Source organism: Dactylosporangium sp. NPDC006015, assembly GCF_040614215.1.
Classification (GTDB): Bacteria; Actinomycetota; Actinomycetes; order Mycobacteriales; family Micromonosporaceae; genus Dactylosporangium; species Dactylosporangium maewongense.
The window spans coordinates 13,246-38,239 of sequence record NZ_JBEXUD010000006.1 but is presented as its reverse complement, the minus strand read 5'-3'; the positions used below and the strand labels follow the sequence as shown (position 1 = coordinate 38,239).

Here is a 24,994-nt window from a genome sequence, read left to right as displayed (position 1 = left end):
AGTTCGGGCGGGTTTGGGGGCAGTGGGGGCGACGGGTTGCCGCGGCGGTGGCGGCAGGTTGCACGCGGGTGGCAGTCGTGATCCTCACGACGGTCCGGGGGCGGTCCGGTGTGCCGATTGCGTGCTTGGGTGAGCGATCGGGTACACCTTTGTGCATGACCGCCGCGCCCGCCTTCGTCGCCGACCGATATCGCCTTTTTGAACCACTTGGGGCGGGCGGGATGGGCAGGGTGTGGCGGGCCCGCGATGAGACGCTCGGGCGGGACGTCGCCGTGAAGCAGATCATCCTGCCGCCGGAGCTGCTCGACAACGCGCGGGACGTCGCGATGGAGCGGACGTTGCGGGAGGCGCGGGCGGCCGCCCGGCTCACCCATCCGAATGTCGTCCGCGTGTACGACGTGCTCGCGTTCGACGGGCAGCCGTGGCTCGTCATGGAGTACGTGCCGTCACGGTCGCTCGACCAGACGCTGCGTGCCGACGGGCCGCTCCCCCCGCGGCGGGTCGCCGAGATCGGCCTCGCCGTGCTCGCCGCGCTGCAGGCGGCGCACCGCGTCGGCGTCCACCACCGGGACATCAAGCCGGGCAACGTCCTGCTCGGCGACGACGGCCGGGTCGTGCTCACCGACTTCGGCATCGCACGGATCGAGGGCGACGGTCACGTCACGCGCACCGGGCTGGTGCTCGGTTCGCCCGAGTACATCGCCCCCGAGCGCGCCCGGGACGGCACAGCGGGCGCCGCGGGAGACCTGTGGTCGTTGGGCGCGACGCTGTACGCGGCGGTGGAGGGGCGTTCGCCGTACGGGCGCGGGTCCGCCATGGAGACGCTGATGGCGCTCGCGTCGGACGAGCTCGACCCGCCGCAGCGGGCCGGGGCACTCGCGCCGGCGCTGCGTGGGCTTCTGCGCAAGGACCCGCGGGCACGGGCCGGGTTCGCCGAGACCGAGGAGCGCCTCCAGGCCGTCCTCGCCGCGCCCACCGAACGCCGCCGCCGGTCCTGGCTTGGCGGCTGGGGGCGCTCGGCGCCCGCTCCAGCCGCGACACCCGCCGCGCCGGCGCGTCCGGCCCCTCCGGTCCCCGCACAACGCCCCGCGCCGGAGCCGCCGACGGTCGTGCAGCCCCGCACCCGGCTCGACCCGCCGACGGTGGTGCAGCCGCCGATCCCGGTGCCGGCACCCGCTCCAGCGGCGGAGTTCGCGTCGGTACCGCCAGCGCCCGCCGACCTCGACCCCCTGCCGAACGATCCGGCGACCTCCGAGCCCGCCCCGCGACAGGAAACCGCGGCGGACGGTTCCGGGGCGGCCGGAAGCGACCTCTGGACGGAGCCCGCCGACGAACCGGCGACGGACGCTGAGCCCGAGACCGCAGCGGACCCGGAACCCGAGCCCCAGGCGGTGCACGCCGAACAGGAAGCGATGGCGGACGGTTCGCGGGCGGTCGGGGGTGACCTCTGGACGGAGCCTGCCGACGAGCCGGCGACGGAGCCTGAGACCGCAGCGGACCTGGAACCCGAGCCGCACGCCGAGGCCGGGCCGGAGACTGAGCTCGCGCCTGCCGACGAGTCCGAGGTCGAGCCGGAGGCTGTGCTCGCTCCGGTGGGTGACTCTGGCGCCGAGCCTGAGGCCGACCACGCGACCGAGGCGGAGCCTGAGCCGGTGCGGGCGTCGGAGGCGACGCTCGAGTCCGCGACCGAGCCGGACAGTGAGCCGCTGCCGGAGCCGGTGAGCGCCGCCGGAATGGTCACCGGGGGTGAAGAAGAGACCGACCTTGAGCCCGCGCCGGAAGCTGAAGTCCAGCCGGAGCCTGCGATCGTGCCGGCGCTGGAGGCTGAGCAAGACCCCGCGACGGAGCAGCCGGAACCTGAGGACACTGCCGGACTGCGCGCCGGGTCGTCGTCGGAGTCCGGGAGTGCGGCTGCATTGCGCGCCGAGTCGGAGGCTGCGTTCGCGGCCGTGGCGGAGCCGGAGACCGAGCACGCCGACGAGGAGCCCGAGACCAAGCAGGCCGAAGCGGAACCCGAGACGAAGCGCGTCGAGGCGGAGCCCGAGACCGAGCACATCGAGGCGGAGTCTGAAGCGAGGCACGTCGAGGCGGAACCCGTAGAGGCGAAGTCCGAGGCGGAGCACGTCGTTGCGGAGCCCGAGGCGGCGCACGTCGAGACGAAGCCGGAGGTCGTTGCGGCACCGGCGGCCGAGCGGGTCCGCGCGGAGCAGGAGACCGCGCGGCTGCGTGCCGAGCCGGAGGTCCAGGGGCAGCCTGCCAAGGCGGACGGGCGCGGGGCCGGGTCGGCGGGTGGCGGGAAGAGCGCGCCGGGCGTCACGTACAAGGCCACACGTAAGCCCGAACCGGATGTGCCGTCAGTTGGGGGCGGTGCCGGTACCGACGCGAAACCGCGGGCCAAGGTCCTTGCGGCGGTCGCGGGGGCGCTCGTGATCGTCGTGCTGGCGGCGTGGCTGGTGCTGCGGTCGGGTGGGGATGACAGCAACCGGACCGCGGCGCCGGCGAGTTCGGAGGGTGCGGGGGCGACGGCGACGGGCGGGGGGACGAGCGCGCCGGCCGGGTCGCCGAGTGTGGCGCCGTCGAGTGAGGCCGCGGGGGGTACGCCGTCGGCGACCGCGCCCGCCTCGCCTCCCGGCGGCGGGAACGGGGCGGGGCAGTTGCCGCCGTTGCCCGCCGGGTGGATCGACTATCACGATCCGTCGGGGTTCTCGGTGTACGTGCCGGCCGGCTGGCGGCAGAGCAAGGACGGCTCGATCGTGTACTTCCGCGGGAACGGGCGGGTGCTTGGCATCGACCAGACCGACAAGCCGAAGTCGGACCCGGTGCGGGACTGGCAGGCGCAGCGGGACTCGCGGCGTGCGTCCGGCGACTTCCCCGGGTACGTTGAGATTCACATCCAGCCGGTGCCGTACTTCGTGACGGCGGCGGACTGGGAGTTCACGTTCACGCGGGGCGCGCGCCAGCATGTCAACAACCGTGGTGTGGTGACGTCGCCGACGCAGGCGTACGGGTTCTACTGGCAGACCACCGACGCCGACTGGGCCGCGGCCCGTCCGGATCTCGACCTGGTGTTCGCCAGCTTCCGCCCGCGCGTGTAGGGACCAGCACAGGTAGAGGGGGAACGTGGGCGAGTTGTGGCCGGCGGACACGCCGGGGTTGCTGCGGCTGCCGTCGGGGTTGACCGTTCGGGGGCGGCCGCTGTCCAAGCCGATCCCCGACGGGCCCGTGCCGACGCTCGGCGTGTACGCGCTCGGGCGCGAGCCGGCACCGACGAGCTGGCCGGCCCGCTGGGTGCGCTGGCCCGACTTCGGTCTGCCGAAGGACCGGGACGAGCTGCGAGCCGCCCTCGACGCGGCGCTGCTGGAGGCGCGAACGGGCCGGGTCGAGTTCGGCTGCGGGGGCGGTCGCGGCAGGACCGGGACCGCCCTCGCGTGCCTGGCGGTGCTGGACGGCGTGCCGGCGGGCGAGGCTGTCGCGTACGTCCGCCGGCACTACTCCCGCCACGCCGTCGAGACGCCGTGGCAGCGGGGGTTCGTCAAACGGTTCAGTTGACCGCCGCGGACAGCTTCTCGATGGCCGCGGGGCTGAACGCTTCGCCGGCGAACACGGACAGGCGCGCCAGCGGCAGGCTCCCCATCAGCGTCAGCATCTCCGGGTCGGCGGCGGTGTGCGCCATCACGCCCGCCTCGCCGCTGCCGGCCAGGGCCGCGAACACCTCGCCGAGCGCCTGGGCGCCACGCGGGTCGCTGAGCCACTCCGCGATCGTCGACTCGCCGGTCAGCGGCACCCGGGCGTCGTCGCCGGTGACGGTGGCCGTTGCGGAGACGCGCAGGTCGCGCGACGAGGCGCCGATCTCCACCTGGTACGTGCCGCCCTCGACCACCCAGCGGGACAGCCGGGTGTCCCAGTAGGCGAGGTCGTCGCGGGCGATCGGCAGCTCCACCTCGACGGTCTCGCCGGCGGCGATCGCCACGCTCGCGAAAGCCTTGAGCTCCCTCGGGGCGCGGCGGACCCGCGAGCCGGCGAGGGAGACGTACGCCTGCACGACCTCGCGGCCGTCGCGGGCGCCGGTGTTCGTGACGCTGAGCCGCACGCTCAGCCCGCCGTCGGTGGCGGTGAGGGTCGCCGGGCCGTACTCGAACGTGGTGTAGGACAGGCCGTGGCCGAACGGGTACGCGACCTGCTGGCCCCGGGCGTCGAAGCCGCGGTACCCGATGTGGACGCCCTCGCCGTAGCGGACGTGCCCGGCCTCACCGGGGAAGTCCAGGTAGGACGGGTGGTCGGCGAGGTGCAGCGGGATCGTCTCGGTGAGCCGGCCCGACGGGTTGACCCGGCCGAACAGCACGTCGGCGATCGCGCCGCCGCCGGCCTGGCCGAGCAGCCAGCCCTCGACGATCGCGGGCACCGCCGCGTCCCACGGGCCGGTGCGCAGGACGGCGCCGTTGGAGAGCACGACGACGGTGCGCGGGTTGGCGGCGGCGACCCGTTCGATGAGCTCGACGTGTGCGGCCGGCAGGTCGATCGACTCGCGGTCGGCGCCTTCGGTCTCGCGGTCGGTGCCGGCGAAGACGACCGCGACGGCCGCGTCCCGGGCCAGGGCGACCGCGGCGTCGACGTCGTCGTAGCCGGACGCGAACGTGACGGGGCCCTCGGCCAGGGCGGTGATCTCGTCGAGGGCGTTGTCGAGCCGGGTCGGGTTGATCTGCGAGCTGCCGCCGCCCTGGAAGCGGGGCGTCCGCGCGAACTCGCCCAGCACCGCGATCGTGCCGTCGTGCCGTCCGAGCGGCAGCACGGCACCGTCGTTCGTGAGGTCGTTCTTGAGCAGGACGATGCCCCGCCCGGCCACCTCACGGGCGAGCGCATGGTGCTCGTCCTTGTCGTAGGTCGCGTCGGTACGGGCGGCGAGCGCTGCCCGTACCAGCGAGGAAACCCGCGACACGGCGGTGTCCAGCGTCGACTCCGGCAGGTGTCCGCTGCGGACCGCCTCGACGAGTCGGCGGTCGCCGTCGGGGTCGGGGCCGGGCATGGTGAGGTCGAGCCCGGCGCGGACCGCCTCGACCCGGTCGGCGACGGCGCCCCAGTCGGACACGACGAGCCCTTCGTAGCCCCACTCGCCGCGCAGCACCTCGGTGAGCAGCCAGTGGTGCTGGGAGGCGAGGACACCGTTGATGCGGTTGTACGCGCACATGACGGTCCACGGCTTGGCCTGCGTGACGACGCGCTGGAACGCGCGCAGGTAGATCTCGCGCAGCGTGCGCTCGTCGACGTCGGCGGAGACCCGCATCCGGTCGGTCTCCTGGCTGTTGACCGCGAAGTGCTTCAGCGAGGCGCCGACGCCGCGGCTCTGCAGGCCCTTGACCCACTCGGTGGCGAGGACGCCGGTGAGCAGCGGGTCCTCGGCGAAGTACTCGAAGTTGCGGCCGCCGAGCGGGCTGCGCTTCAGGTTGATGCCCGGGCCGAGCAGGACCTGGACGTCCATCGCGCGCGCCTCGTCGCCGAGGGCCTCGCCGACCCTTCTGGCCAGCTGCGGGTCCCAGGTCGAGCCGAGCGCGACGGCGGGCGGGAAGCACGTGGCCGGCTCGCTGTCGAGGATGCCGCCTCCCGGCGCGGCCTTGCGGACCCCGTGCGGACCGTCGGTCAGCATGATGTCGGGCACGCCGGTGACGGCGGTGCTGCGCCAGAAGCTGCTGCCGCTGGTGACGGCGGCCTTCTCCTCGAGGTCCATGGCGTCTCGTCTCCCAGGTCTCGCGCTACTGAGTACTTGTAAAGTAATAGGTACCCGGTAAGGTAGCGCTACGGGCCTCGATGCGACAAGAGGGAACGACTGGGATGGCACGGCACGACAGGACCCGCCTGCCCGCGGCCGAACGACGCCGGCAGATCATCACCGCCGCCACGCGGCTCGTGGCGGAGCGCGGCTTCTGGGGTCTGTCGATGCAGGACGTCGCGACCGCCTGCGGCCTGACCGTGCCGGGCCTGCTGCACCACGTCGGCTCGAAGGACGGCCTGCTCATCGCGATCCTCGAACACCGCGACGCCGAGGACGCCCGGGCCCTGGACTCCCTGCTCGCCGGCCCTTCGGGTTCCGCCGGCGCTGCGGATCCCACCAGGGATTCGGGTTCCGCCGACACGGCGGATCTCGCCGGCGCCGCGGATTCCACGTGCGCTGCCGGTCTCATCGGTGCGCCGGGGGCGACGTTGCGGGAGGTGTGCGCGGCCGTGGTGCGGCGCAACGCTTCGCAGCCGGAGATCGTGCGGCTGTTCGCGGTGCTGCAGGCGGAGTCACTCACCCCCGATCACCCCGCGCACGACTACTTCGTCGCGCGGCAGCAGCGCATCCTGAACGAGATCACGGCCCTGGCGAAGACCGCCGGCACCACCGTCCCTCCGGAGACGACGGCGCGGCGGATCATCGCGCTCATGGACGGGGTGCAGCTGCAGTGGCTGCGCTCCCCCGGCTCCGACCTGGTCCAGCTCTGGGCCGCGACGGCCGACGGTCTACTGCCCGACTGACAGGTCCCGGGTCGTGCCGGTCAGGGCCGGCCGGGTCGCGCCGTAGGCTCGGGGTGGTCCGGCGATTCGGGGGTGAGGGCTTGGACGAGGGCCGCGATCGCGTAGCGGGGCAGGTCGAGCAGCCGGGCCTCGAGCCACGCCTGCGGGACGAGCTCGGCGACCTTCGCCCTGGCTTCGTTCTTCGTCAGGCCGTGCTCCCGGACGAGCCCTTCCCGAAGCACATTGCCCAGCTTTCCGTGCGCGTGCCCGAGCAACCATCCCACCGCCGTGCGCGACCCGTCACGCACCGCTGCCGCCTCGACGATCGCGAGCCGCGGAGACGGCGTGCTACGGCGGTATCGCAGCGTGTACTTGGCGGCGATGACTGCGCGTAGCGAGGCCTGACTCTTCGCATCGATGAGGTCGGGTGATTTGTTGGGGACCTGTAAGCTCAGGGAAGAAGCATTGAGCGCCAGCAGCACCCGCAGGAGCCATGGGCCTGGATCGCCTGTGAGGTCGACCTGGTCCGGCACCGAATGCACCGGCCCCGCCAGCAGCTCCGCAGGCCCGCGCCCGACCGCCTCGCCCTCCAGCGAGTGCTCACCGTGGGTGTACATGTTGACGGCCGCCCCGCTCAGCCGCTTCTCCAGCACCTGCCAGGTCCGCGCGGTCGGCCTGCACACGTAGAGGTCGCTCGCGGACCCGACGGCCTGCGCGCCGTGGTACCGGTTGAACGCCGGCAGGATCGCTTCGACGGCGAGGTCGAGGTCGAGCACCGCCCGCTGCACCTTCACCCCGAGCGCCGGCGTGAGCGGGCTGAAGCCGTAGGCCATGACCAGCCGCCCGTTGGCCCGGTCCCGCAGCGCCTGCGCGCCCCGCCCGAGGAACAGCTGCACACCCTCCGGCGTGTACGGCGGGTCGGTGAAGACGAGATCCGCGGACTCGGCGACGACCGGAGGCAGCCCGAACCGCAGGTCCGCGTGCCAGCACTCGACGGCGTGCCCCCGCTCGGCCGCCCGTCCCGCGATGAACTCCAGCAGCCGCTCGTCGACGTCGACCACCGTGACCCGCACGTCGGACCTGACCGCGAGGACCGCGAGCGAGGTCAGGTCATGATCGCCGATGCAGACGAGGTGGGCGCCGGCCAGGTCGTACGTCTCGTCCAGCCAGCGCGCCCGTTTTGCCGCGGTTTCGGCCGTTGCGGACACGTGGTCGAGGGCGCGGTCGGTGGGGACCTCGGCGATGAGGCGGGCCATGTCGGCGATCAGGTCTTCGTCCGAGATGCCCGACAGGCCGGACGAGATGACCGGTAGACCAGAATCGGCCGGTTTGAGTGATTCAGCCGGATCGACCGGCTTATCCGGAGATAGTGGTGAATATGGCTGCTTGGGGTGAGGCTGGGCGGTGAAGTGGGTGCGGTAGGTGGCGGGTAAGCGGAGGGCGCCGTTGCGGGAGGTGTGGAGGTCGGGGCCGGCGGCGCGGAGGAGTTGTTCGGCGGTGCGGCGGGGCAGGGCATGTTCGCGGATCAGGTCGTCGAGGGTGGCCGGGGTCGTCGCCAGGTGAACGAGGGCCTCGCGAAGGCGGCGGGCGGTGATGCCCGCGGACTTGACCAAGTCGGTCACCGCATCCAAGGGCGTCGGGCCCGCCGGGGCGTCGTCGGACTGAGCCACCCGCGCAGCGGCCGGGCCCGCCGGAGTGGCAGCCGAATCCGGCGCAGCAGCGCCCGGATCCAGTGAAGCCGCGGCCGCGGGGGACGGGAGTGCGCCGGGGGTGGGCCGCGGCGTCGGGGAGTCCGAAGAGGAGGGGGCGGCTGGCGGCGTCATCGTCGTTCACCTTACGGGGCGGGGCTCAGCGGGCAAGACCGGTAAAGGTCATCGATGAGTTAAAAGTTAATGACCTGCAGTTATTCAACGACGGAGGCGTGAATTCAGTTAAACCGTTTCGGTGGTGTTTCAGGGCGGCGGTGGGGTTGAAGTACAGGGTGGCGGCAAGGGTGGGCAGAGGGCATCAAGTCTTGTCCCGGCGATTCCGGCTGTGTGATCGTCCTGAAATCGCCAAGAGTCGATGAAGCTCGCGGTTGGCCGATCGGCGCGCGCACGCCGGCCGTTGCTCCTGTGATTCGACGCTTGCGTGTCTCGATTGGTTCCGGCGCACACCCGACGTTGCACCCCCGGCACAGTGCGCCGCCCCGGAAAGAAGGCACCCTTGAAGCTGTCCCCACGGTTCGCTACAGCGGCCGGAGTGCTCGCGGTCGGGCTGGTAACAGCCGGCACCGCCGCAGCCGTGCAAGCCTCGCCCGCGTTGCCGTCGGCGCCCACAGGCGTCGAGGCAGCCAACGCCGTCGCGGCCAAGTCGGCCGAGACGTTCGTGTCCAGCCGTCCGAGCGTGCTGCAGCCCAGCAGCGACGACGCTTACGTGCAGAAGTCGGTGACCGCGTCCGGCAGCGCGAAGTACATCGCGTACGAGCGGACGTACAAGGGTCTGCCGGTCGTCGGTGGTGACTTCGTGGTCGTCACGGACGCGGCGGGCGCGACCAGGTTCACGTCGGTCGCTCAGACGCAGTCGATCGGCACCCTGTCGACGACGGCGAAGATCAGCTCGGCGGACGCCGAGGCGGCCGCGCGCAAGCTGCTCACGTCGGTGAACGCCGTCGAGAGCACCAAGCTCGTCGTCTACACGCTGGACGGCGCGGCGAAGCTGGCGTACGAGACGACGCTCAACGGCACCGGTGCGGAGGGCGCGAGCCGTCTCACCGTGAACGTCGACGCCACCACGGGCGCCGTGCTCAGCAAGCGTGAGCGGGTCATGCACGGCACGGGCACGGGCTGGATCGTCGGCAACGTCACCATCAACACGTCGCTGTCCGGCAGCACGTACAGCATGAAGGACCCGAGCTACCCGACCATCGCCTGCCAGAACGCCACCGGCAACGCGACCTTCACGGGCACCGACGACGTCTGGGGCAACGGCGACGGCACCAACCGGGAGACCGGTTGCGTCGACGCCCTGTACGCGGCGCAGAAGGAACTCGGGATGTTGTCGTCGTGGCTGGGCCGCAACGGCTTCAACGGCAGCGGCGGCGGCTGGCCGATCCGCGTCGGCCTGAACGACCAGAACGCGTACTACGACGGCACGCAGATCCAGATCGGCAAGAACACCGCCGGCAAGTGGATCAGCTCGCTGGACGTCGTCGGCCACGAGGTCGGCCACGGCATCGACGACACGACCCCGGGCGGCATCTCGAGCAACGGCACCCAGGAGTTCGTCGGTGACGTGTTCGGCGCGGCCACCGAGGCGTTCGCCGCCAACCCGAACGACCCGGCCGACTACCAGGTCGGCGAGGAGGTCAACCTGGTCGGCAGCGGCCCGATCCGCTACATGTACAACCCGTCGCTCGCCGGTGACGACAACTGCTACTCCAGCAGCACGCCGTCGCAGGAGGTCCACGCGGCCGCCGGCCCCGGCAACCACTGGTTCTACCTGCTCGCCGAGGGCACCAACCCGACCAACGGGCAGCCGACCAGCACCACGTGCAACGGCTCGACCGGCCTCGTCGGCATCGGCATCCAGAAGGCCACGAAGATCTTCTACAACGCGATGCTGATGAAGACCTCGTCGTCGTCGTACCTGAAGTACCGCACCTGGACGCTGACCGCGGCCAAGAACCTGTACCCGGGCAGCTGCACCGAGTTCAACGCGGTCAAGAACGCGTGGACGGCCGTCAACGTCCCGGCGCAGTCCGGTGACCCGACCTGCACCGGCGGCACCACCCCGCCGCCCACCACGTCGAACCCGCCGACCTCCAACCCGCCGACCGGCAACTGCTCCGGCCAGAAGCTGCTCAACCCGGGCTTCGAGTCGGGCACCGCGTCGTGGAGCGGCACCACCGGCTCCATCGGCCAGTGGGCCAGCCAGGGCCAGGCCGCGCACGGCGGCACCTACAGCTCCTGGCTCGACGGGTACGGCTCGACCCACACCGAGGCGATCCAGCAGTCGGTGACCATCCCAGCCGGGTGCAAGGCCACGCTGACGGCCTACATCCACATCGACTCGGCTGAGACGACCACGACCGTCGCGTACGACAAGCTGACCATCACGGCCGGCTCGACCACCCTGGGCACCCTGTCGAACCTGAACAAGGCGTCCGGATACGTCCTGCGCACGTACAGCCTGAACGCGCTCGCCGGCCAGACCGTGGTGATCAAGTTCAGCGGTTCTGAGGACTCGTCCCTGCAGACGTCGTTCGTCCTCGACGACCTCGCGGTGACCCTCAGCAACTAAGTACCGCAGCACGACGCAAGCAGCAACATCCAGGGAGGAAGCCCGGGTCGCGCGCCGGCCCGGGCTTTTCCTGTGGGCGGATCTCCACCCGGGCTCCACCCGTGGATGGCGGCGCTCCACCCGGCCCGGAACCTAGCGTCATCGACATGAATCTCACCACGATCCTGCTGGTCGCCGCCGCCATCGTGTACGTCCTGATCCGCCGCTTCACGGGCGAACCCTTCGAAGTGCGCCACCTCGTGGTGCCGCCGGTGCTGCTGATCGCCGTGGGCGGCTACCAGGTCGCACACACGTCCGGACAGCACCCGGTCCTCGACGGCGCCGTCCTGGGGGCGGGCGCGCTGCTCGCCGTCGCGGGCGGGATCCTGCGGGGCCTGACGGTCAGGGTCTTCGTCAGGCAGGGGCGGCTCTGGTACCGCTACACGGCGTGGACGGTCGTCGTCTGGCTCGTGGTCGTCGGGGTCCGCTTCGCCGAGAGCGCGGCCGGGACGGCGCTCGGCGCGGACACGGCCGTCGTCGTCGCCGCGCTGCCGCTCATGTTCGGCCTGAGCCTCCTCGGTGAGGCGGCCGTCATCGGCCGCCGCGGCCTCGCCACCGGCGTCCCGTTCGGCGACTGGTACCGCAGCAGCCGCCGCGACCTGATCCACCGGTGAGCGCCACAGCGGTGGAGACTGGCACGGTGTTCACGGTCACCGACACCGCGGTCGCCCGCTGGCGTCAGGCGCGCAGCATGGCGTTCCTCGTCTTCATGAGCGCCGCCCTGGTGCACACCAACCCCCGGCCGGACCTCACCGGCCGGGGGATCGCCGTCCTCGGGTTCGGCGCGGTCGCCGCCGCCGGGTGGATCGCGATGACGTTCCTGACCGGCACCCGGCAGGCGGCTGGCGTCGGGGTGTGCGCGGCGGCCGGGCTGGCGGTGGCGGCGCTGGACACGCGGGGGTTCGCGCCGCTGTACCTCATCGCCGCCGGCACCGTCGCCGTGGCGGTGCTGCCGCTCAGGGAGGTGGCGGCGGGCACCGCCGTCGCGGCCGGCGCACTGACGCTCATCCTGTGGGCGCAGGGCGAGGGCTGGCGGGAGATGCTCGTCTGGGCCGGGTCGCTGCTGCTGGTGCTGCTGCTCGGCGTGGTCCGGCGGCAGCGGGAGGAGCAGGCCCGCCAGGCGGAGCGGGTCGCGGCCCTCGACGAGCGCGCCAGGGTGGCCCGGGAGATCCACGACGTGCTCGCGCACTCGCTGTCGGCGCTGTCGGTGCAGCTGGAGACGGCGGCGGCGCTGCTGGAGAAGGACCGGACGGCGGACGCGGCCGTGCTCGTCGAGCGGGCCGGCCGGCTCGCCCGCGACGGACTCACCGAGACGCGCCGGGCCGTCGGGGCGCTGCGCGGGGACCCGGTGCCGCTCGGCGAGCTCGTCGGTGCGCTCGCCGACGGGTACCGCGCCGACCTGAACGCACCCGCGGACGTGACCGTGACGGGCACCCCGCGGCCCCTCGCCGCCGAGCCGGGCCTGGCGCTGTTCCGCACCGCGCAGGAGGCCCTGACCAACGTGCGCAAGCACGCGCCGGGCAGCGCCGTCACCGTCCACGTCGACTACCAGCCGGACGGGGTGCGGCTCACGGTCCGCAACGACGGCGACGCGACCGCGGGACGGAAACCACCGGAGGGCGGGCACGGGCTCGCCGGGATTCGGGAGCGGATCGGGCTCGCCGGCGGCACCGTCACCGCCGCGCCGGACGGCGGCGGGTGGCTCGTCGATGCGAGGATCCCCGGATGATCAGGGTGGTGGTGGCCGACGACCAGACGGTGGTCCGGGAAGGCCTCGAGGTGCTCCTCGGCCTGCTCGATGACGTCGAGGTCGTCGGCACGAGCGGCGACGGCGACGGGGCCGTCGAGCTGGTCGCGGCGCACGATCCCGACGTGGTGCTGATGGACCTGCGGATGCCGGGCTGCGACGGGGTCACCGCGACCGCCAGGATCCGGGCCGCGCACCCGCGGACGCGGGTGGTGGTGCTGACGACGTACGCCGACGACGCCGACATCCTCGGCGCGATGCGGGCCGGCGCGCTGGGCTACCTGACCAAGGACGCCGGCCGGGCGCAGATCGCGCAGGCGGTGCGGGCCGCGGCGGCCGGGCAGTCGTTCCTGGACCCGGTCGTCCATGCGAAGCTCGTCGCCGCCGCGACAGGACCCGCGGCCGGACCCGCGGCGACGAGGGAGGCGCCGGCGCCGGTCGTACAGACGCCGCAACCGCTGCCGGACGGGCTGACGGCACGCGAGGCGGAGGTCCTCGGCCTGATCGCGGCCGGGTTGTCGAACCGGGAGATCGCGAAGCGGCTGTTCGTGACCGAGGTGACCGTCAAGTCGCACGTGAACCGGCTGTTCGCCAAGACCGGGGTGCGGGACCGGGCGCAGGCGGTGCGGTACGCGTTCCAACACGGTCTGACCGGCTGAAGTGGCGCTCAGGCGATAGACTGGCGTCGACCTCCGGGGAGGTGCGCCGCTCGCATGACCGACAACGGGGACGACGACCGTCGTGCGGCACGTCCGCTGGTGTCCGTGCTCGTGGTCATCTCCGGCGGGCTCGGGATATCGCTGCAGCAGCTGTCGACCGGCACGCCCGAGTCGACCGGGCGCTGGGTGATGCTGATCGCCGGGGCGTTCATCGGCGGCGCCGCGAGCATCCTCGCCACCGGGCTGTTCGAGCGGCTGCTGACGTGGTTCGGGTTCGGGTGGACGTTCCTGCGGACCCGCACCAGGCTGCGGACCGTGGTCGCCGGCGGCGTCGCCTGCGTGCTCGCGGTGGCCGCCGGGCTCGTCATCCCCGTCCTGTACGAGGCGCTGCACCGCCGCCTCTACGGGTGCCCGCAGCCCGCCGCGGTGCGGGTCATGACGTCCGTCGAGCAGCTGGGGGCGGCGCTGCGCCTCGCCGACGCCTACGAGACCGCCACCGCCGAGCACCACCACGGCTGCCCGACCGCGGACCTGTACGTCTACGGCGCGGGCCCCACCGAGGCGCGGGCGGCGGTCGCCAGCGGGTGGCTCAACGACGCCCTGCAGCGCATCGGGCCGCGCGCCGACGTGTGGCTGCCCGACTCGACCCTCGACGTGACCGCCGCCGTCGCCGCGTCGGCCCGCTTCGGGGTCACGGTGCCGGTCGCGGAGCAGCGCGGCATCGGCTCCTCCCCCGTCGTCCTCGCCACGCCGCCGGACCTGTCGCCGGCGCTCGAGGGCGACCTGAGCTGGCGGCAGCTGTGGACGGAGACGGGCCGGCTGGGCCTGGACGTCGCGCGGCCCGACCCCGCGGTCTCCACTGCCGGTGTGCTCGGCACCGCCGCGCTGTACACGAGCCTCGGCGCGACCCCGGCGACGGCCCGTGGCGTCGAACGGCGCCTCGAGGCGGCCCTCGACCGCGGCGGCTACCCGCTCGGCACCGGCGCCGACCTGCTGTGCCACGGTGGCACGGGCCGCGCTCCGGTGGCCGTCGTCGCCACCGAGCAGGCCGTGGTCCGCTACAACCAGGGCCTCGCGTGCCCCGCCGGCGGCCGGCCGGAGCGGCCGCTGGTCGTGCGGTACCCGAACGACACGATCAGCGAGGACCACCCGTTCGTCCGGCTCGCGTGGGACGGGGTCGCGGCGACGACCGCGGCCGCCGCGGCGGGGTTCGGCGCGTGGCTCGGCGGCGAGGAGGGGCACCGGGCGCTGATCCGGGCCGGGCTGCGGCCACCCGGCCTGTCCCCCGTCGGCGACCCGCTGACCGAGCAGTTCGGCGCGCACGCGGGGGCGGTCTTCGACCGGCGGCCACCGTCCGCCTCGACGATCGGCGATGTTCTGCGCCTGTACGACGCCGCGCACCGGCCCGGGCGGGTGCTGCTCGCCCTCGACGCGTCCGGGTCGATGCTGACCGCCGTCGACCGCGCCGGCACGACCCGCTTCCAGCTGGCGTCCCGCGGGGTGACGGGCGCGCTGGACCTGATGAGCGGCCGGGACGAGTTCGGGCTGCGGGTGTTCCCCGCCGACGCCCGCGGCGGCGGGTTCCGGGACCTCCTGCCGATCGGGCCCGCCGCGGGCCGGGCGCAGTCCGCCGCGGCCGCGATGGCGTCCGTACGACCGGCCGGCGGCACGCCGCTGCTGCGGACCGTCGCCGACGGGGTCCGCGACGTCGCCACCGACCCCGGTGAACGGATCGCCTCGCTCGTGGTGCTCACCGACGGCAACGACACCACCGCCCTCACACCGTCCGAAGTGGACACCCAGGTGCGGGGGAAGGGCGTGCGGGTGTTCGTGGTCGCGATCGGCGAGGCGAGCTGCGGCACCCTGGCCCTGCGCGACGTGATCGCCCACACGGGTGGTGGCTGCTACGACGCGCGTCCCGACACCCTCGACGACGTGCTCGTCGCGCTGTTCGGGCTGCTCTGGGGAGGCGACGGCGGCGCATGACGACCTTCAAGTGCGGGCCCGGAAATTGTCGTACCCCGCTGGCATGCTGTCCCCGTGAGCCGGACCACGGTCCGTCGGCCGGCATCAAACCACACCCCGAGCCCCCATCGACGGGCGATGACCTCTGGGAGGCGACACCCGACCATGACAACCCCGCCCAGCACCGACCCGCCGCCTCCGCCGCCGGGGGATGACCCACCATCTCCCCCGCCCGGGGACGACCCGCCACCCCCTCCGCCGCCGCCGGGGGACGATCCGCCGCCTCCGCCGCCGGGCGGTGGGCGGCGGAGGTTCCGGGACCTGTTCGGGTGGGTGGGGGTCCTCGCGGGGTTCGTGGCGGGGGTGGTCGTCACGGCGCTCGCCGGTGTGTACGTGGTGCCGAGGCTGGACCGGGACGGCGGCCTCGAACGCGGCGACCTCGTGATCCTCAGCGGGCGCGACGACGGTCAGGGCAACCAGCGGCAGGCGCTGGTCGACCAGTGGAACGCGCTGCACCCCGACAACCCGGCCAGGATCGAGGAGATCGCCGCCGACGCCGACGCGCAGCACAGCGAGATGGTCGCCCGCGCGCAGAGCGGCGGCGCCGGTCAGGGTGGCGGTGTCGACATCTTCAACCTCGACGTCACGTGGACCGCCGAGTTCGCGTCGAGCGGCTACATCCGGGCGCTGCCGGGCGACCAGGACGTCGCCGGGTTCCTGACCGCGCCGCTGGCCACCTGCCGGTACAAGGGGAAGCTCTGGGGGTTGCCCTTCAACACCGACGCCGGGCTGCTCTACTACCGGTCGGACCTCGTCACGACCGCCCCCGCGAACTGGTCGCAGCTGGTCAACACCGTCCAGGACGTCCTGGCGCGGCCCGCCACTGCGCCCACCACTGGGCCAGCCACCGTTCCAGCCGCCGGGTGGGCCGGGCAGCTGCGCGACTACGAGGGGCTCACCGTCAACGCGCTCGAGGCGATCTGGGCCGCCGGCGGCGAGGTCGTCGACGGCCACGGCGAGGTCGTCATCGACTCCCCCGAGGCGCAGACGGGCCTGACCCGGCTGGCGACGGGTCTGCGCCCCGGGGCGCCGCAGGTGGTCCTGCCGGACTCGGTGCGGTTCGACGAGTCGGCCACGACGCAGGCGTTCGCCGCGGGGCGGCTCGTCTTCATGCGCAACTGGCCCGTCGCGCACCGGGCGCTCGGTCCGGTGGACCCGGCCGGCGCCGACGCCGCGGACGCCGTCCGGTTCGGGGTGGCGAACCTGCCGGGCCCGAGCGCCCTCGGCGGGCAGAACCTCGCCGTGGCCGGCCAGAGCAAGCGGCCGGCGGCGGCGCGGGCGCTCATCGAGTTCCTCACCGGCGAGCGCAGCCAGCAGCTGCTGTTCGAGCGGGGCGGGTTCGCCGCGACCCGGGAGATCGTGTACCGGGACGCGGCGGTCGTGAAGCTGTACCGCTACGCGCCGACGCTGCTGGACGCGATCCGGTCCGCGCACAGCCGGCCGGTGACGGCGCACTACGCGCAGTTCTCCGAGACGTTCCGGCAGGTGGTGCGGGAAGCCCTCGCCGACGGCGGCCGGCTGCCCGCGGACGCGAAACCCCGCCTGCAACGGGCTTTACAGGGCTACAAGTAGGCGAAGAGCATCGGGTTCGCCGACGCCGCCGCGTGCACGGGGGCGGCCAGCCGCAGCTTGTGCTTGAGCCCGACGAGCCGGTCGTGGGTGTCCGGGTCGGCGGCCGGCGACGCCGTCAGGTGCCCGATGCCGTGCCGCCGCAGCCAACCGAGCACGACGGCGCCCTCGCTGACCGGCCACGGGCGCCGGCCGTGGAACACGTCGTGGACGGCCACGGCGGCACCCGGACGGAGCCGTTCGAAGAGCGTCGTGGTGTACCAGCGGGCGAACCGCGCCGTGTGGGCGGCGTCGACGAGGACGAAGCCCGGGTCGTCGGGCAGCGGCCCGTCGCGCACGTCGCCGCGGGTGAACCGCCACCGGTCCGCGGCCAGCTCCCGCGGCACCGCCGCCGCGGCGTCGCCGGTGAGGTCGAACGTGTGCAGCTCCCCCACGCCGTTGTCCCCCAGCGCGCGCAGCAGCCACGTCGTGGACCAGCCCCGGGCGGAGCCGATCTCCAGCACGGCCCGCGGGCGCAGCGCCCGGATCGTCAGGTAGCTGATCTCAGCCTCGAGGTCGTCCAGCCGCGGCCGCATCGGCCGCTGGGCGAGCAGCTCGCGCTGGGCGTCGCGGGCGGCGCGGAGGTCGTCGGCGTACGTCCGGTACCAGCTGACGAGCGTGTCGAGCGGCAGCATCCAGGTCTCCGCCCGCGATCGCTGTGATGGCCGGGCATCAGGCGAGCCGGGCGGCACCCAGGTCTCCATCCGCGATTGTGGTGAGAGCCGGGCGTCGTTGTTGCCGGGCGGCACCCGAGTCTCCGTCCGCGGTCGCTGTGAGGGCTGGGCATCAGACGAGCCGGGAGGCACCCAGGTCTCCGCCCGCGATCGCTGCGAGGGCCGGGCATCAGGCGAGCCGGGAGGCACCCAGGTCTCCGCCCGCGATCGCTGTGAGTGGCGGGCGTCAGGAGTGGCGGGCGGCGGCATCGAGGTCTCCGTTCGCGAGGGCGGCGAGGGCGTCCAGGGAGGCGGTGCCGGGGACGAAGTAGCCGTCATGACCGGTGACGCCTTCGACGGGCAGCGGGGTCGCCCCGAACGCGGGGTCCGTCGGGTGCGTGCCGTGCCCTGCGCCGAGGATGCGGAGCCCGGGCAGGCGGCGGGTCCAGTCGCCCGGCGCGGTCCCGGCCCAGACGCGGGCGGTGGTGCGCAGGTCGGCGGCCCGGTCGACGCCCATGCCGGGGCTGCCGAGCGCCACGATGTCGGTGACCCTGCCGCCGGTCCCCGCGTCGAGGCGCGCCGCCGCCAGGCCGATGACGGTGGAGCCGTAGCTGTGCCCGACGAGCACGATCCGCGGCGCGTCCACGTCCCGGAGGAACCGCAGCAGCGCGTCCGCCCCGCTCGCCGCGGCATCCTCCCGGACCGCGTCGAGCCGGATCCCGCCCGGCGGGTGGTACCCGAGCCAGGCGATCACCGCGACCCCGCCCCGCCGCCCCACGGACGCCGCCGCCCCGGAAGTGGCGGTCGAGCGCCCGGGCGACCCCGACCCGGCGGCGATCGAAGCAGCGGACGAGCCCACGGGCGAAGCGACGGACGAAGGCCCGGGCGACACCGACCCTGCGGCGGTCGAAGCGGCAGGCGAAGCAGCGGACGGAGGTTGGTGCAGGTCGGCGGCGCGGGTGGCGAGCTGCCTGGCCTGCCAGGCGGGGGCGCGGCGCTGGACGCCGCCGAGGCCGCGGTCGAAGTTGGCGGCGGTGGTGGCCACGCCCGGGAGCAGGACGACGACCGTCGCGGCGGTCGAGGGGTCGCCGACGACCTCGACGGCGAGGCCGTTCGCGAAGCGGGCGCTGTGGACGCCGACGGGCGGCAGGTCGGTGGCCTGCGTGGGGCCGAACACCGACCAGAGCACCGCGATCAGCGGCAGCGCGAACAACCTGCGAAGCATGCAGCCGAAGGTAGGTGCGGGGCTACGGGCGGATCGTCACTCTGCGGGACCATCTGCCGGGCGTCCGGGGGTAGTACCCCGGTACTACGGGGACGACCCTACGCCCCGGCGCTGACGAGGCCGGTCTCGTAGGCGAAGACGACGGCCTGGGCGCGGTCGCGGAGGTCGAGCTTCGTGAGGACGCGGCTGACGTGGGTCTTCACGGTCTGCTCGGCGACGACGAGGTCCTCGGCGATCTCCGCGTTGGAGCGGCCGCGGGCGACGAGTCGCAGCACCTCCGTCTCGCGGGGGGTGAGGGCGGCGAGCCGGCCGGGCTCCTGGCCGGTGCGCTTCGGGCGGGCCGCGAACTGCTCGATGAGCCGCCGGGTCACGGACGGGGCGAGCAGGCCGTCGCCGGCGGCGACGACCCGGACGGCGTTGACGAGCTCCGCCGCGGGAGCGTCCTTCAGCAGGAAGCCGGACGCGCCGGCGCGCAGCGCCTCGAAGACGTAGTCGTCGAGGTCGAACGTGGTGAGGATGACCACCTTCGGGCGGTGCGTGCCGGGGGCGGTGGCGAGGATGCGGCGGGTGGCCTCGATGCCGTCGAGGACGGGCATGCGGATGTCCATGAGGACGACGTCGGGCGCGTGCTCGCGGGCCATCGTGACGGCCTGGGCGCCGTCGGGGGCGTCGCCGACGACGACGAGGTCGGTCTGGGCTGCGAGCAGGGCGGCGAACCCCTGCCGGACCATCGCCTGGTCGTCGACGATCATGACCCGGATCACGGCGTGACCTCCAGGGGAAGGGTGGCGTGGACGGTGTAGCCGCCGGCGGCGTCGGGGCCGGCCTCGAAGGTGCCGCCGATCGCGGTGGCCCGCTCCCGCATGCCGAGCAGCCCGTGCCGCTCCCCGCCGGAGTCCCCCGCGTCACCAGCGTCACCGGAGCCCGCGCCGGAAGGCGCGCCGGAACGAGCGCCGGAGGACGGGTCGCCGGCGGTGTTCCGCACGGACAGGTCCAGTGCCGACGGGCCGAGGGTGAGGGCGATGTGGACGGGCGCGCCGGCGGCGTGGCGGCGGGCGTTGCTGAGGGCCTCCTGGGCGATGCGGAAGGCGGCCAGCCCGACCGCGGGCGGCACCGTCGCGCCCGGCAGCGGGTCGAACGTGACGTCGACGCCGGCCTCGCGGGCGTCGTGGACGAGGCGGGTGAGGTCGTCGAGGACGGGCTGCGGCTCCACGAGCGGCGTCTCGGTGCTGCGCAGCACGCCGAGCAGGCGGCGCATCTCGACCAGCGCCTCGCGGGACGTGCCGGCGATCGCGGCGAGCTCCTCGGCGACCGCCGGTGGGACGCCGTCGATGCGGTACACGGCGGTCTCGGCGCGCACGGCGATGAGCGACATGTGGTGGGCGACGACGTCGTGCATCTCGCGGGCGATCCGGTTGCGCTCCTCGGCGACGGCGCGGCGGGCCTGGGCGAGCTCGGTGCGCTCCTCCTCCTGGGCGAGCGCGGCCTGCACCTCCCGGCGGCGGCGGACCTGGTCGCCGATGACGAGGATCGCGGTGACGGCGAGCAGCAGCCCGGCGATGTTCTGGGACCTGACGGTCCCGACCACGAGCAGCGTCGCGGACAGCCCGACCCAGACCAGGACGCCGCGGCGGTGCCGGACCGCGACGACGGCGAGCAGCACCGGATACGACAACATCTGCACCGGCGACCACGGCCACGGGGTGCCCTGGTCGATGTCGACGGCCAGGTACGTGTACACGGCGACGAGCCACGCGACCCGCCACGCGAGCAGCGGCCGGGTCGCGACGAGCCCGATCGGGGCGACGATGAGGGCGGCGTCGAGGGCGAGGAACAGGGAGCCGACGTGCGGGCCGTTGCCGCGCAGGTACTCGTAGCTGGCGAGCCCGCACAGGATCGCGACGACGACCCCGATCGTCGGCAGGGACCTGCCGAGCCGGGTCCGGGGACGCACCGGCGGGTCGGAGCCGATCAGGAACGCGCGGAGGTCCCGCAGCACGACCTTCCACACGCTCCGCACCCCGAAACCGTAACAGCGCGGCGCGGCCTCACCGTGGCGGTGGGCTGACGGCGGCGCCGCCGAGGAGCTGGATCAGTTCGCGGCGGGAGCGGATGCCGAGTTTCCGGTACACGTTGCCGAGGTGGTAGTCGACGGTGCGGACCGACAGCACGATCCGGTCGGCGATCTCCCGGCTGGTCCGCCCTTCGGCCGCGGCGTACGCGATCCGCCACTCGTGCGGTGTGAGCTGCTCGGTCCCGGCGGCCGCGGCCGGCCCGGAAGCGGTGGCGCGGGTGCTGGAGGGGGCCAGCTCGGCGCGGGCCAGCTCGGCGAACGCGTCCGCGCCCGCCGCGGCGAACAGCTCCAGCGCCCGGGTCAGCTGCTCCCGGGCCGGCCCGCGGCGGCGCGCCCGGCGCAGCCACTGCCCGTAGGCGAGGTGCGTGCGCCCCAGCTCCACCGGCAACAGCCCGCCGACCGCGAACCCCGGCGAGGCGCCCGGCGCGGCATCCGGCGCGAACCCCGGCGCGGCGCCAGGTGGCGGGACGGTGGTGTCGAAGGCGGTCAGGGCGGACTCGTACGCGGCGCTGTCGTCGGCGAGGAGGGCCGAGACCCTGGCCGCGACCGCCGTCAGGCCCGGCAGGCGCCGCAGCCCGGCCGCGGCGGCGAGCCGGTCGGCGACGAGGTGCGCGGCGCGGGCCTGGCCGGTCTTCACCAGGGCCTCCGCGAGGTCCGCGGCGACCGGCAGGAACGCGGGCTCCACGACCCCACCGGCGCGCAGCAGGTCGTCGGCGCGGCCGAGCTCGGCGACCGCGGCGTCGTGGCGGCCGGCGGTGAGGGCGGCGACGCCGAGCGCCGCCCTGGCGTGGGCCTCCACGGCCAGGTGGCCGGGGGCGAGGGCGAGCGCGGCGGCCGCGTGCCCGGCGCAGTCGTCGTGCCGGCCGACGACGGCCTCGACCTGGGCGAGGGCGGTGAGCGCCTCGGCGGTGTTGACCGGCAGGCCCATCGTCTCGGCGAGCTCCACGCCTTCGAGCGCGTCGGCGTACGCGGCCGCGACCCGCCCGGCCCGGAGCCTGAGCCTGGCCCGCAACGGCAGCGTGTACGCGAGCAGCGACACGTCGTCGAGCCGCCGCGCCCCTTCCACGTCGTGGTCGAACAGCCGGGCCGCCGTGCCGTGGTCCTCCAGCCACCCGATCACCTCCCCCAGCTCCGCCGCCGAGCCGTCGGCGTGGCGGAGGCAGGCGGCGACGCAGCGGCGGGCGAGCAGCGCCTCCTCCGGCCGCGCGGCGAGGACCCCGGAGTGGGCCAGCCGGATCGAGATCTTCGGCAGGTCCGGGTGCGGCACCACGTCGCCGGCGATGGCGGCGGCCCGGGTGGAGACCCGCAGCATCCCGTCGACGTCGAGGCGGCGATTCGGCCCGTTCATGGCGAGGCTCAGCGTCCGCGCCGCCCGCAGCGCCAGGTCTGGAGGGAGGTCGGCGCCGAGGCGGTCGACCTCGGCGGCGATCGCGGCGAAGGCGTCCTCGGCGTCGCCGCGGAGCATGGCCAGGTAGGCGCGGGCGGACAGGACCTCCAGGCGGCCGTGGGCGCCGGTGGCGAGGGGCAGCGCGTCGTCGAGGAGGGCGACGGCGTGCTCGACGGCGCCGATGCTCACCCAGGCGCGGGCGGCGTTCGCGAGCCGCTCCCCGCGCGGCTCCGCGTCGACCGTGAAGGCGGCGGCCCGCTCCAGCGCGGTGGCCTCGGCGACCAGGCCGCCGCGGCGGCGGGCCCGGCCCGCGGTCTCGGCGAGGGCGTCGGCGACGGCGTCGTCGGGGCCGGCCAGGGACAGCGAGAGGTGCCAGGCGCGGCGGTCGGCGTCGTCGGCGGTGACGCACGCGCCGGCGAGCGCGGCGTGGACGTCGCGGCGCTGGCCGGGCAGCGCCCGGTGGTAGACGGCGGAGCGGACCAGCGGGTGGCGGAAGCGGACCGTGTCGCCGGTCTCGGCCAGCAGGCCGGCGCGGATCGCGGCGTCCAGGGCCGACGGCCGCAGGCCGAGCCCGGCGAGGGCCCGCGCGAGCAGCGCCGGGGTGCCGGTGCCGGCGGCCGCGCAGACGAGCAGCGCGACCTGCTCGCCGGCGGCGAGGGCGGCGACCCGGTCGGTGAACGCGCGCTCGATCCGGTCCGTCGTCGGCAGCGGCTCCGTCAGCGGGCTGCGGCCGGCCCGCTGGTCGTCGGACAGGGCGTCGGCGAGCTCGCGCAGCGCGAGGGGGTTGCCTTCGGTGGCGGTGAGGATCCGTTCGGCGACTGCGGCGGAGCCGATCCCGCAGCGGCGCAGCAACGCGGCACCGGCCTCGCCGTCCAGGCCGCCGAGCTCGACGGTGGCGGTGCCCGGGGCGGTGAACCCGGTGCCGGGCCGGGTCGCGTACACGATGAGGACCCGCTCGGCGAGGAGCCTGCGGGTCGCGAACAGCAGCGCCTGCGCCGACGAGTGGTCGAGCCAGTGGGCGTCGTCGACGAGGCACAGCAGGGGGCGTTCGTCGGCGGCGGCGGCCAGCAGCGACAGCGTCGCGGCACCGACCGCGAAGCGCTCGACCATCACGGTCGTGGGCCCGGCGTCGTCGGCGAGCCCGAACGCCGCTCGCAGCGCGGCGGCCTGCGGGGGTGGCAGCTGGTCCAGCAGCGCGAGCAGCGGGCGGGTGAGCGCCGCGAGCGCCGCGAACGGCAGGTCTGCCTCGAATTCGACGCCGGCCGCCCGTACGACATGGAAACCGTGCGCGGAGACGGCGAGATCGTCCAGGAGGGTGGTCTTGCCGATGCCGGGCGCGCCGCGCACGACGACGCCGCGGCTGTGCCCGTCGCGGGCCTCCGACGCGAGCTGCAGCAGCCGCGCGCGCTCGGCGTCACGGCCGAGGATCTCGTCGCCGGCGGGCGCGACGTCGAGGTCGGCGGCCTCCGCGGCGGCGGTGTCCAGCTGCTCGCGGGCGTCGTCGGCGTCGCCGGGCAGGTCGCGGCGCAGCAGCGCCTCCGCGAGCCGGCGGCGCGAGTGCAGCGCGGCGGGACGGTGCCCGAGCGCCTGGTTGTCGCGCAGCGCGACCCGGAGGTGCGCGACGGCGGCGTCCGCGTCGCCGGTGGTGAGCGCGGCGACGCCCAGGGCGTGCTCGGTGGCGCCGAAGCAGGCGATCGCGAGGCTCGCGGTCATCGGCAGCCGGGCGTGCGGGGCGAGCAGCACGGCCGCCTCGGCGGCGAGACCGGCGTCGCCGAGCAGGTTCGCGGCCTCGACGACGCCGTACAGGGTGACGAGCCAGCTGCTGCCGCGGGGCAGCGCCGCGAGCCCGTCGCCGCGGAGCCGGGCGAGGACGGCGGCGGCGCGGGCCCGGTCACCGGCGGCGGCCGCGGCGACGGCGAGCCCGGCCAGGGGCGACCGGTCGATGGCGCTGAGCGTCGCGGCGTGGGCGAGGTCGCCGAACATCGGCAGCAGCTCCGCGATCCTGCCCTGGAACCAGCGGATCGCCATGAGCTGCCCGCCGTGCCAGCCCTCGGTGTCCTCGTCGCCGGCCTCCCGCCCCCGGTCGGCGCAGGCCGCGGCGAGCCACTCGGCGTGGTCGAGCCGGCCGGCGCGGATGGTGAGCATGACCCGGACGGCGGCGGCGACGTACCCGACCGCGAGGTGGTCACGCTCGCCGAGCGCGTCGGTGAGCGCGGTCAGCCGCCGCTCGGCCAGCAGGTCACCGGCGAGGAACAGGTCGACCGTGTGCCACAGCATGCCCATGAGCAGGTCACCGCGGCGGCCCGTGCCGGCGGCGACGCCGAGCAGCTCCCGCGCGAGGCGCTGCCGGGTCGCGGCCTGCCCCGGGGCGAGCAGGCAGTGGTGGGCCAGGCTGAGCGCCTCGGCGAGCGCGACCGGGTCGCCGAGCGCCCGCGCCGCGTCCGCGACGGCGAGGACCGCGCCCGGGTCGCCGTCGCGGTAGCCGGCCTCCGCGGCGACCCGCGCCTCCAGCCGCAGCCGCAGCGGCTCCGGCGCACCGGCCCGGGCCAGCGCGAGGGCCTGGGTGAGACGATGGTCGAGGAGGGCGGCAGCGGCGGCGTCGCGGTGCTCGTGGACCCACAGGCCGGCGAGGCCGAGGGCGGCCTCCGGGTCGCCCGGGGACTCCTGCCATGCCTGCTCGAAGAGGGCCCGGGCGGTGCGCAGGTCACCGTCGACGTGCAGGGCCGCGACGGCCCGCGCCAGCACCGAGTCCACGGCGGATGCTATCGCGGCCGGGCGGCTTTCCGACACATGGTTACCGGCGGGTG

The 24,994-nt window shown here is 74.6% G+C and carries 16 protein-coding genes; 9 read left to right on the top strand and 7 right to left on the bottom strand.

Annotated elements, in window-relative coordinates; all coding sequences use genetic code 11:
* Window positions 1-155: 155 nt before the first annotated feature.
* Both ABZ321_RS12540 and ABZ321_RS12535 read left to right on the top strand, forming a co-directional pair.
* Window positions 156-3,095 carry a protein kinase gene (locus ABZ321_RS12540; protein WP_354890963.1) on the top strand — a complete coding sequence of 980 codons (2,940 nt, stop codon included), beginning with the start codon at window positions 156-158 and terminating at the stop codon, window positions 3,093-3,095.
* A gap of 25 nt (window positions 3,096-3,120) precedes the next feature.
* Window positions 3,121-3,549, top strand: a complete 429-nt coding sequence (locus ABZ321_RS12535) for a protein phosphatase (RefSeq protein ID WP_354890962.1) — start codon at window positions 3,121-3,123, stop codon at window positions 3,547-3,549.
* Here the strand turns inward: ABZ321_RS12535 and ABZ321_RS12530 are convergent.
* Window positions 3,542-5,722: a glycoside hydrolase family 3 C-terminal domain-containing protein gene (locus ABZ321_RS12530; protein ID WP_354890961.1), complete on the bottom strand. Its 2,181-nt coding sequence runs from the start codon at window positions 5,720-5,722 to the stop codon at window positions 3,542-3,544. The two genes, ABZ321_RS12535 and ABZ321_RS12530, sit on opposite strands and share 8 nt — an antisense overlap.
* Before the next feature lie 104 nt (window positions 5,723-5,826).
* Here ABZ321_RS12530 and ABZ321_RS12525 point away from each other — a divergent pair, with 104 nt between their 5' ends.
* The gene (locus tag ABZ321_RS12525; RefSeq protein ID WP_354890960.1) at window positions 5,827-6,510 is read left to right on the top strand and encodes a helix-turn-helix domain-containing protein; all 684 of its coding nucleotides are present in this window, start codon (window positions 5,827-5,829) and stop codon (window positions 6,508-6,510) included.
* 20 nt (window positions 6,511-6,530) lie between these two features.
* Here ABZ321_RS12525 and ABZ321_RS12520 read toward each other — a convergent pair whose 3' ends face one another.
* Window positions 6,531-8,111 carry a bis-aminopropyl spermidine synthase family protein gene (locus tag ABZ321_RS12520; protein WP_354890959.1) on the bottom strand — a complete coding sequence of 527 codons (1,581 nt, stop codon included), beginning with the start codon at window positions 8,109-8,111 and terminating at the stop codon, window positions 6,531-6,533.
* 661 nt (window positions 8,112-8,772) lie between these two features.
* On the opposite strand from ABZ321_RS12520, the gene ABZ321_RS12515 reads away from it, so the two are divergent.
* The 6 genes from ABZ321_RS12515 (at window position 8,773) to ABZ321_RS12490 (ending at window position 16,812) form a co-directional block, all read left to right on the top strand.
* Window positions 8,773-10,770 (top strand): M4 family metallopeptidase, encoded by a 1,998-nt coding sequence (locus ABZ321_RS12515; RefSeq protein ID WP_354890958.1) that lies wholly within the window; start codon window positions 8,773-8,775, stop codon window positions 10,768-10,770.
* 146 nt (window positions 10,771-10,916) lie between these two features.
* Window positions 10,917-11,423 (top strand): hypothetical protein, encoded by a 507-nt coding sequence (locus tag ABZ321_RS12510; RefSeq protein WP_344504663.1) that lies wholly within the window; start codon window positions 10,917-10,919, stop codon window positions 11,421-11,423.
* A complete protein-coding gene (locus tag ABZ321_RS12505) occupies window positions 11,420-12,538 on the top strand; it encodes a sensor histidine kinase (RefSeq protein ID WP_344504662.1) in 1,119 nt (372 codons plus the stop codon). The genes ABZ321_RS12510 and ABZ321_RS12505 overlap by 4 nt, the downstream gene beginning before the upstream one ends.
* Entirely contained in the window at window positions 12,535-13,215 is a 681-nt protein-coding gene (locus tag ABZ321_RS12500; RefSeq protein WP_344504661.1) for a response regulator transcription factor, read from the top strand. Before ABZ321_RS12505 ends, ABZ321_RS12500 begins: the two co-directional genes overlap by 4 nt.
* A gap of 54 nt (window positions 13,216-13,269) precedes the next feature.
* Window positions 13,270-15,201, top strand: a complete 1,932-nt coding sequence (locus ABZ321_RS12495; RefSeq protein WP_354890957.1) for a substrate-binding domain-containing protein — start codon at window positions 13,270-13,272, stop codon at window positions 15,199-15,201.
* A 312-nt stretch (window positions 15,202-15,513) separates the two neighbouring features.
* On the top strand, window positions 15,514-16,812 hold the full coding sequence (locus tag ABZ321_RS12490; protein WP_354890956.1) for an extracellular solute-binding protein: 1,299 nt from the start codon (window positions 15,514-15,516) through the stop codon (window positions 16,810-16,812).
* Here ABZ321_RS12490 and ABZ321_RS12485 read toward each other — a convergent pair.
* The 5 genes from ABZ321_RS12485 to ABZ321_RS12465 all read right to left on the bottom strand — a co-directional run bounded on the left by ABZ321_RS12485 (window position 16,803) and on the right by ABZ321_RS12465 (window position 24,941).
* Window positions 16,803-17,483 carry a class I SAM-dependent methyltransferase gene (locus ABZ321_RS12485; RefSeq protein WP_354890955.1) on the bottom strand — a complete coding sequence of 227 codons (681 nt, stop codon included), beginning with the start codon at window positions 17,481-17,483 and terminating at the stop codon, window positions 16,803-16,805. The two genes, ABZ321_RS12490 and ABZ321_RS12485, sit on opposite strands and share 10 nt — an antisense overlap.
* Window positions 17,484-17,748: 265 nt before the next feature.
* The gene (locus ABZ321_RS12480) at window positions 17,749-18,726 is read right to left on the bottom strand and encodes an alpha/beta hydrolase (protein WP_354890954.1); all 978 of its coding nucleotides are present in this window, start codon (window positions 18,724-18,726) and stop codon (window positions 17,749-17,751) included.
* A 98-nt stretch (window positions 18,727-18,824) separates the two neighbouring features.
* Window positions 18,825-19,490, bottom strand: coding sequence for a response regulator transcription factor (locus ABZ321_RS12475; protein WP_344504656.1), 666 nt, complete (start codon window positions 19,488-19,490; stop codon window positions 18,825-18,827).
* Window positions 19,487-20,746 carry a sensor histidine kinase gene (locus tag ABZ321_RS12470; protein ID WP_354890953.1) on the bottom strand — a complete coding sequence of 420 codons (1,260 nt, stop codon included), beginning with the start codon at window positions 20,744-20,746 and terminating at the stop codon, window positions 19,487-19,489. Before ABZ321_RS12470 ends, ABZ321_RS12475 begins: the two co-directional genes overlap by 4 nt.
* Window positions 20,747-20,774: 28 nt before the next feature.
* Complete coding sequence (locus ABZ321_RS12465; protein ID WP_354890952.1) at window positions 20,775-24,941, bottom strand: AAA family ATPase; 4,167 nt, start codon at window positions 24,939-24,941, stop codon at window positions 20,775-20,777.
* Window positions 24,942-24,994 lie beyond the last annotated feature (53 nt).

Coding starts and splice junctions, on each gene's coding strand:
- ABZ321_RS12540 (WP_354890963.1), top strand. CDS start 156: ATGACCGCCGCGCCCGCCTTCGTCGCCGACCGATATCGCCTTTTTGAA.
- ABZ321_RS12530 (WP_354890961.1), bottom strand. CDS start 5,722: ATGGACCTCGAGGAGAAGGCCGCCGTCACCAGCGGCAGCAGCTTCTGG.
- ABZ321_RS12525 (WP_354890960.1), top strand. CDS start 5,827: ATGGCACGGCACGACAGGACCCGCCTGCCCGCGGCCGAACGACGCCGG.
- ABZ321_RS12510 (WP_344504663.1), top strand. CDS start 10,917: ATGAATCTCACCACGATCCTGCTGGTCGCCGCCGCCATCGTGTACGTC.
- ABZ321_RS12500 (WP_344504661.1), top strand. CDS start 12,535: ATGATCAGGGTGGTGGTGGCCGACGACCAGACGGTGGTCCGGGAAGGC.
- ABZ321_RS12495 (WP_354890957.1), top strand. CDS start 13,270: ATGACCGACAACGGGGACGACGACCGTCGTGCGGCACGTCCGCTGGTG.
- ABZ321_RS12485 (WP_354890955.1), bottom strand. CDS start 17,483: ATGCTGCCGCTCGACACGCTCGTCAGCTGGTACCGGACGTACGCCGAC.
- ABZ321_RS12480 (WP_354890954.1), bottom strand. CDS start 18,726: ATGCTTCGCAGGTTGTTCGCGCTGCCGCTGATCGCGGTGCTCTGGTCG.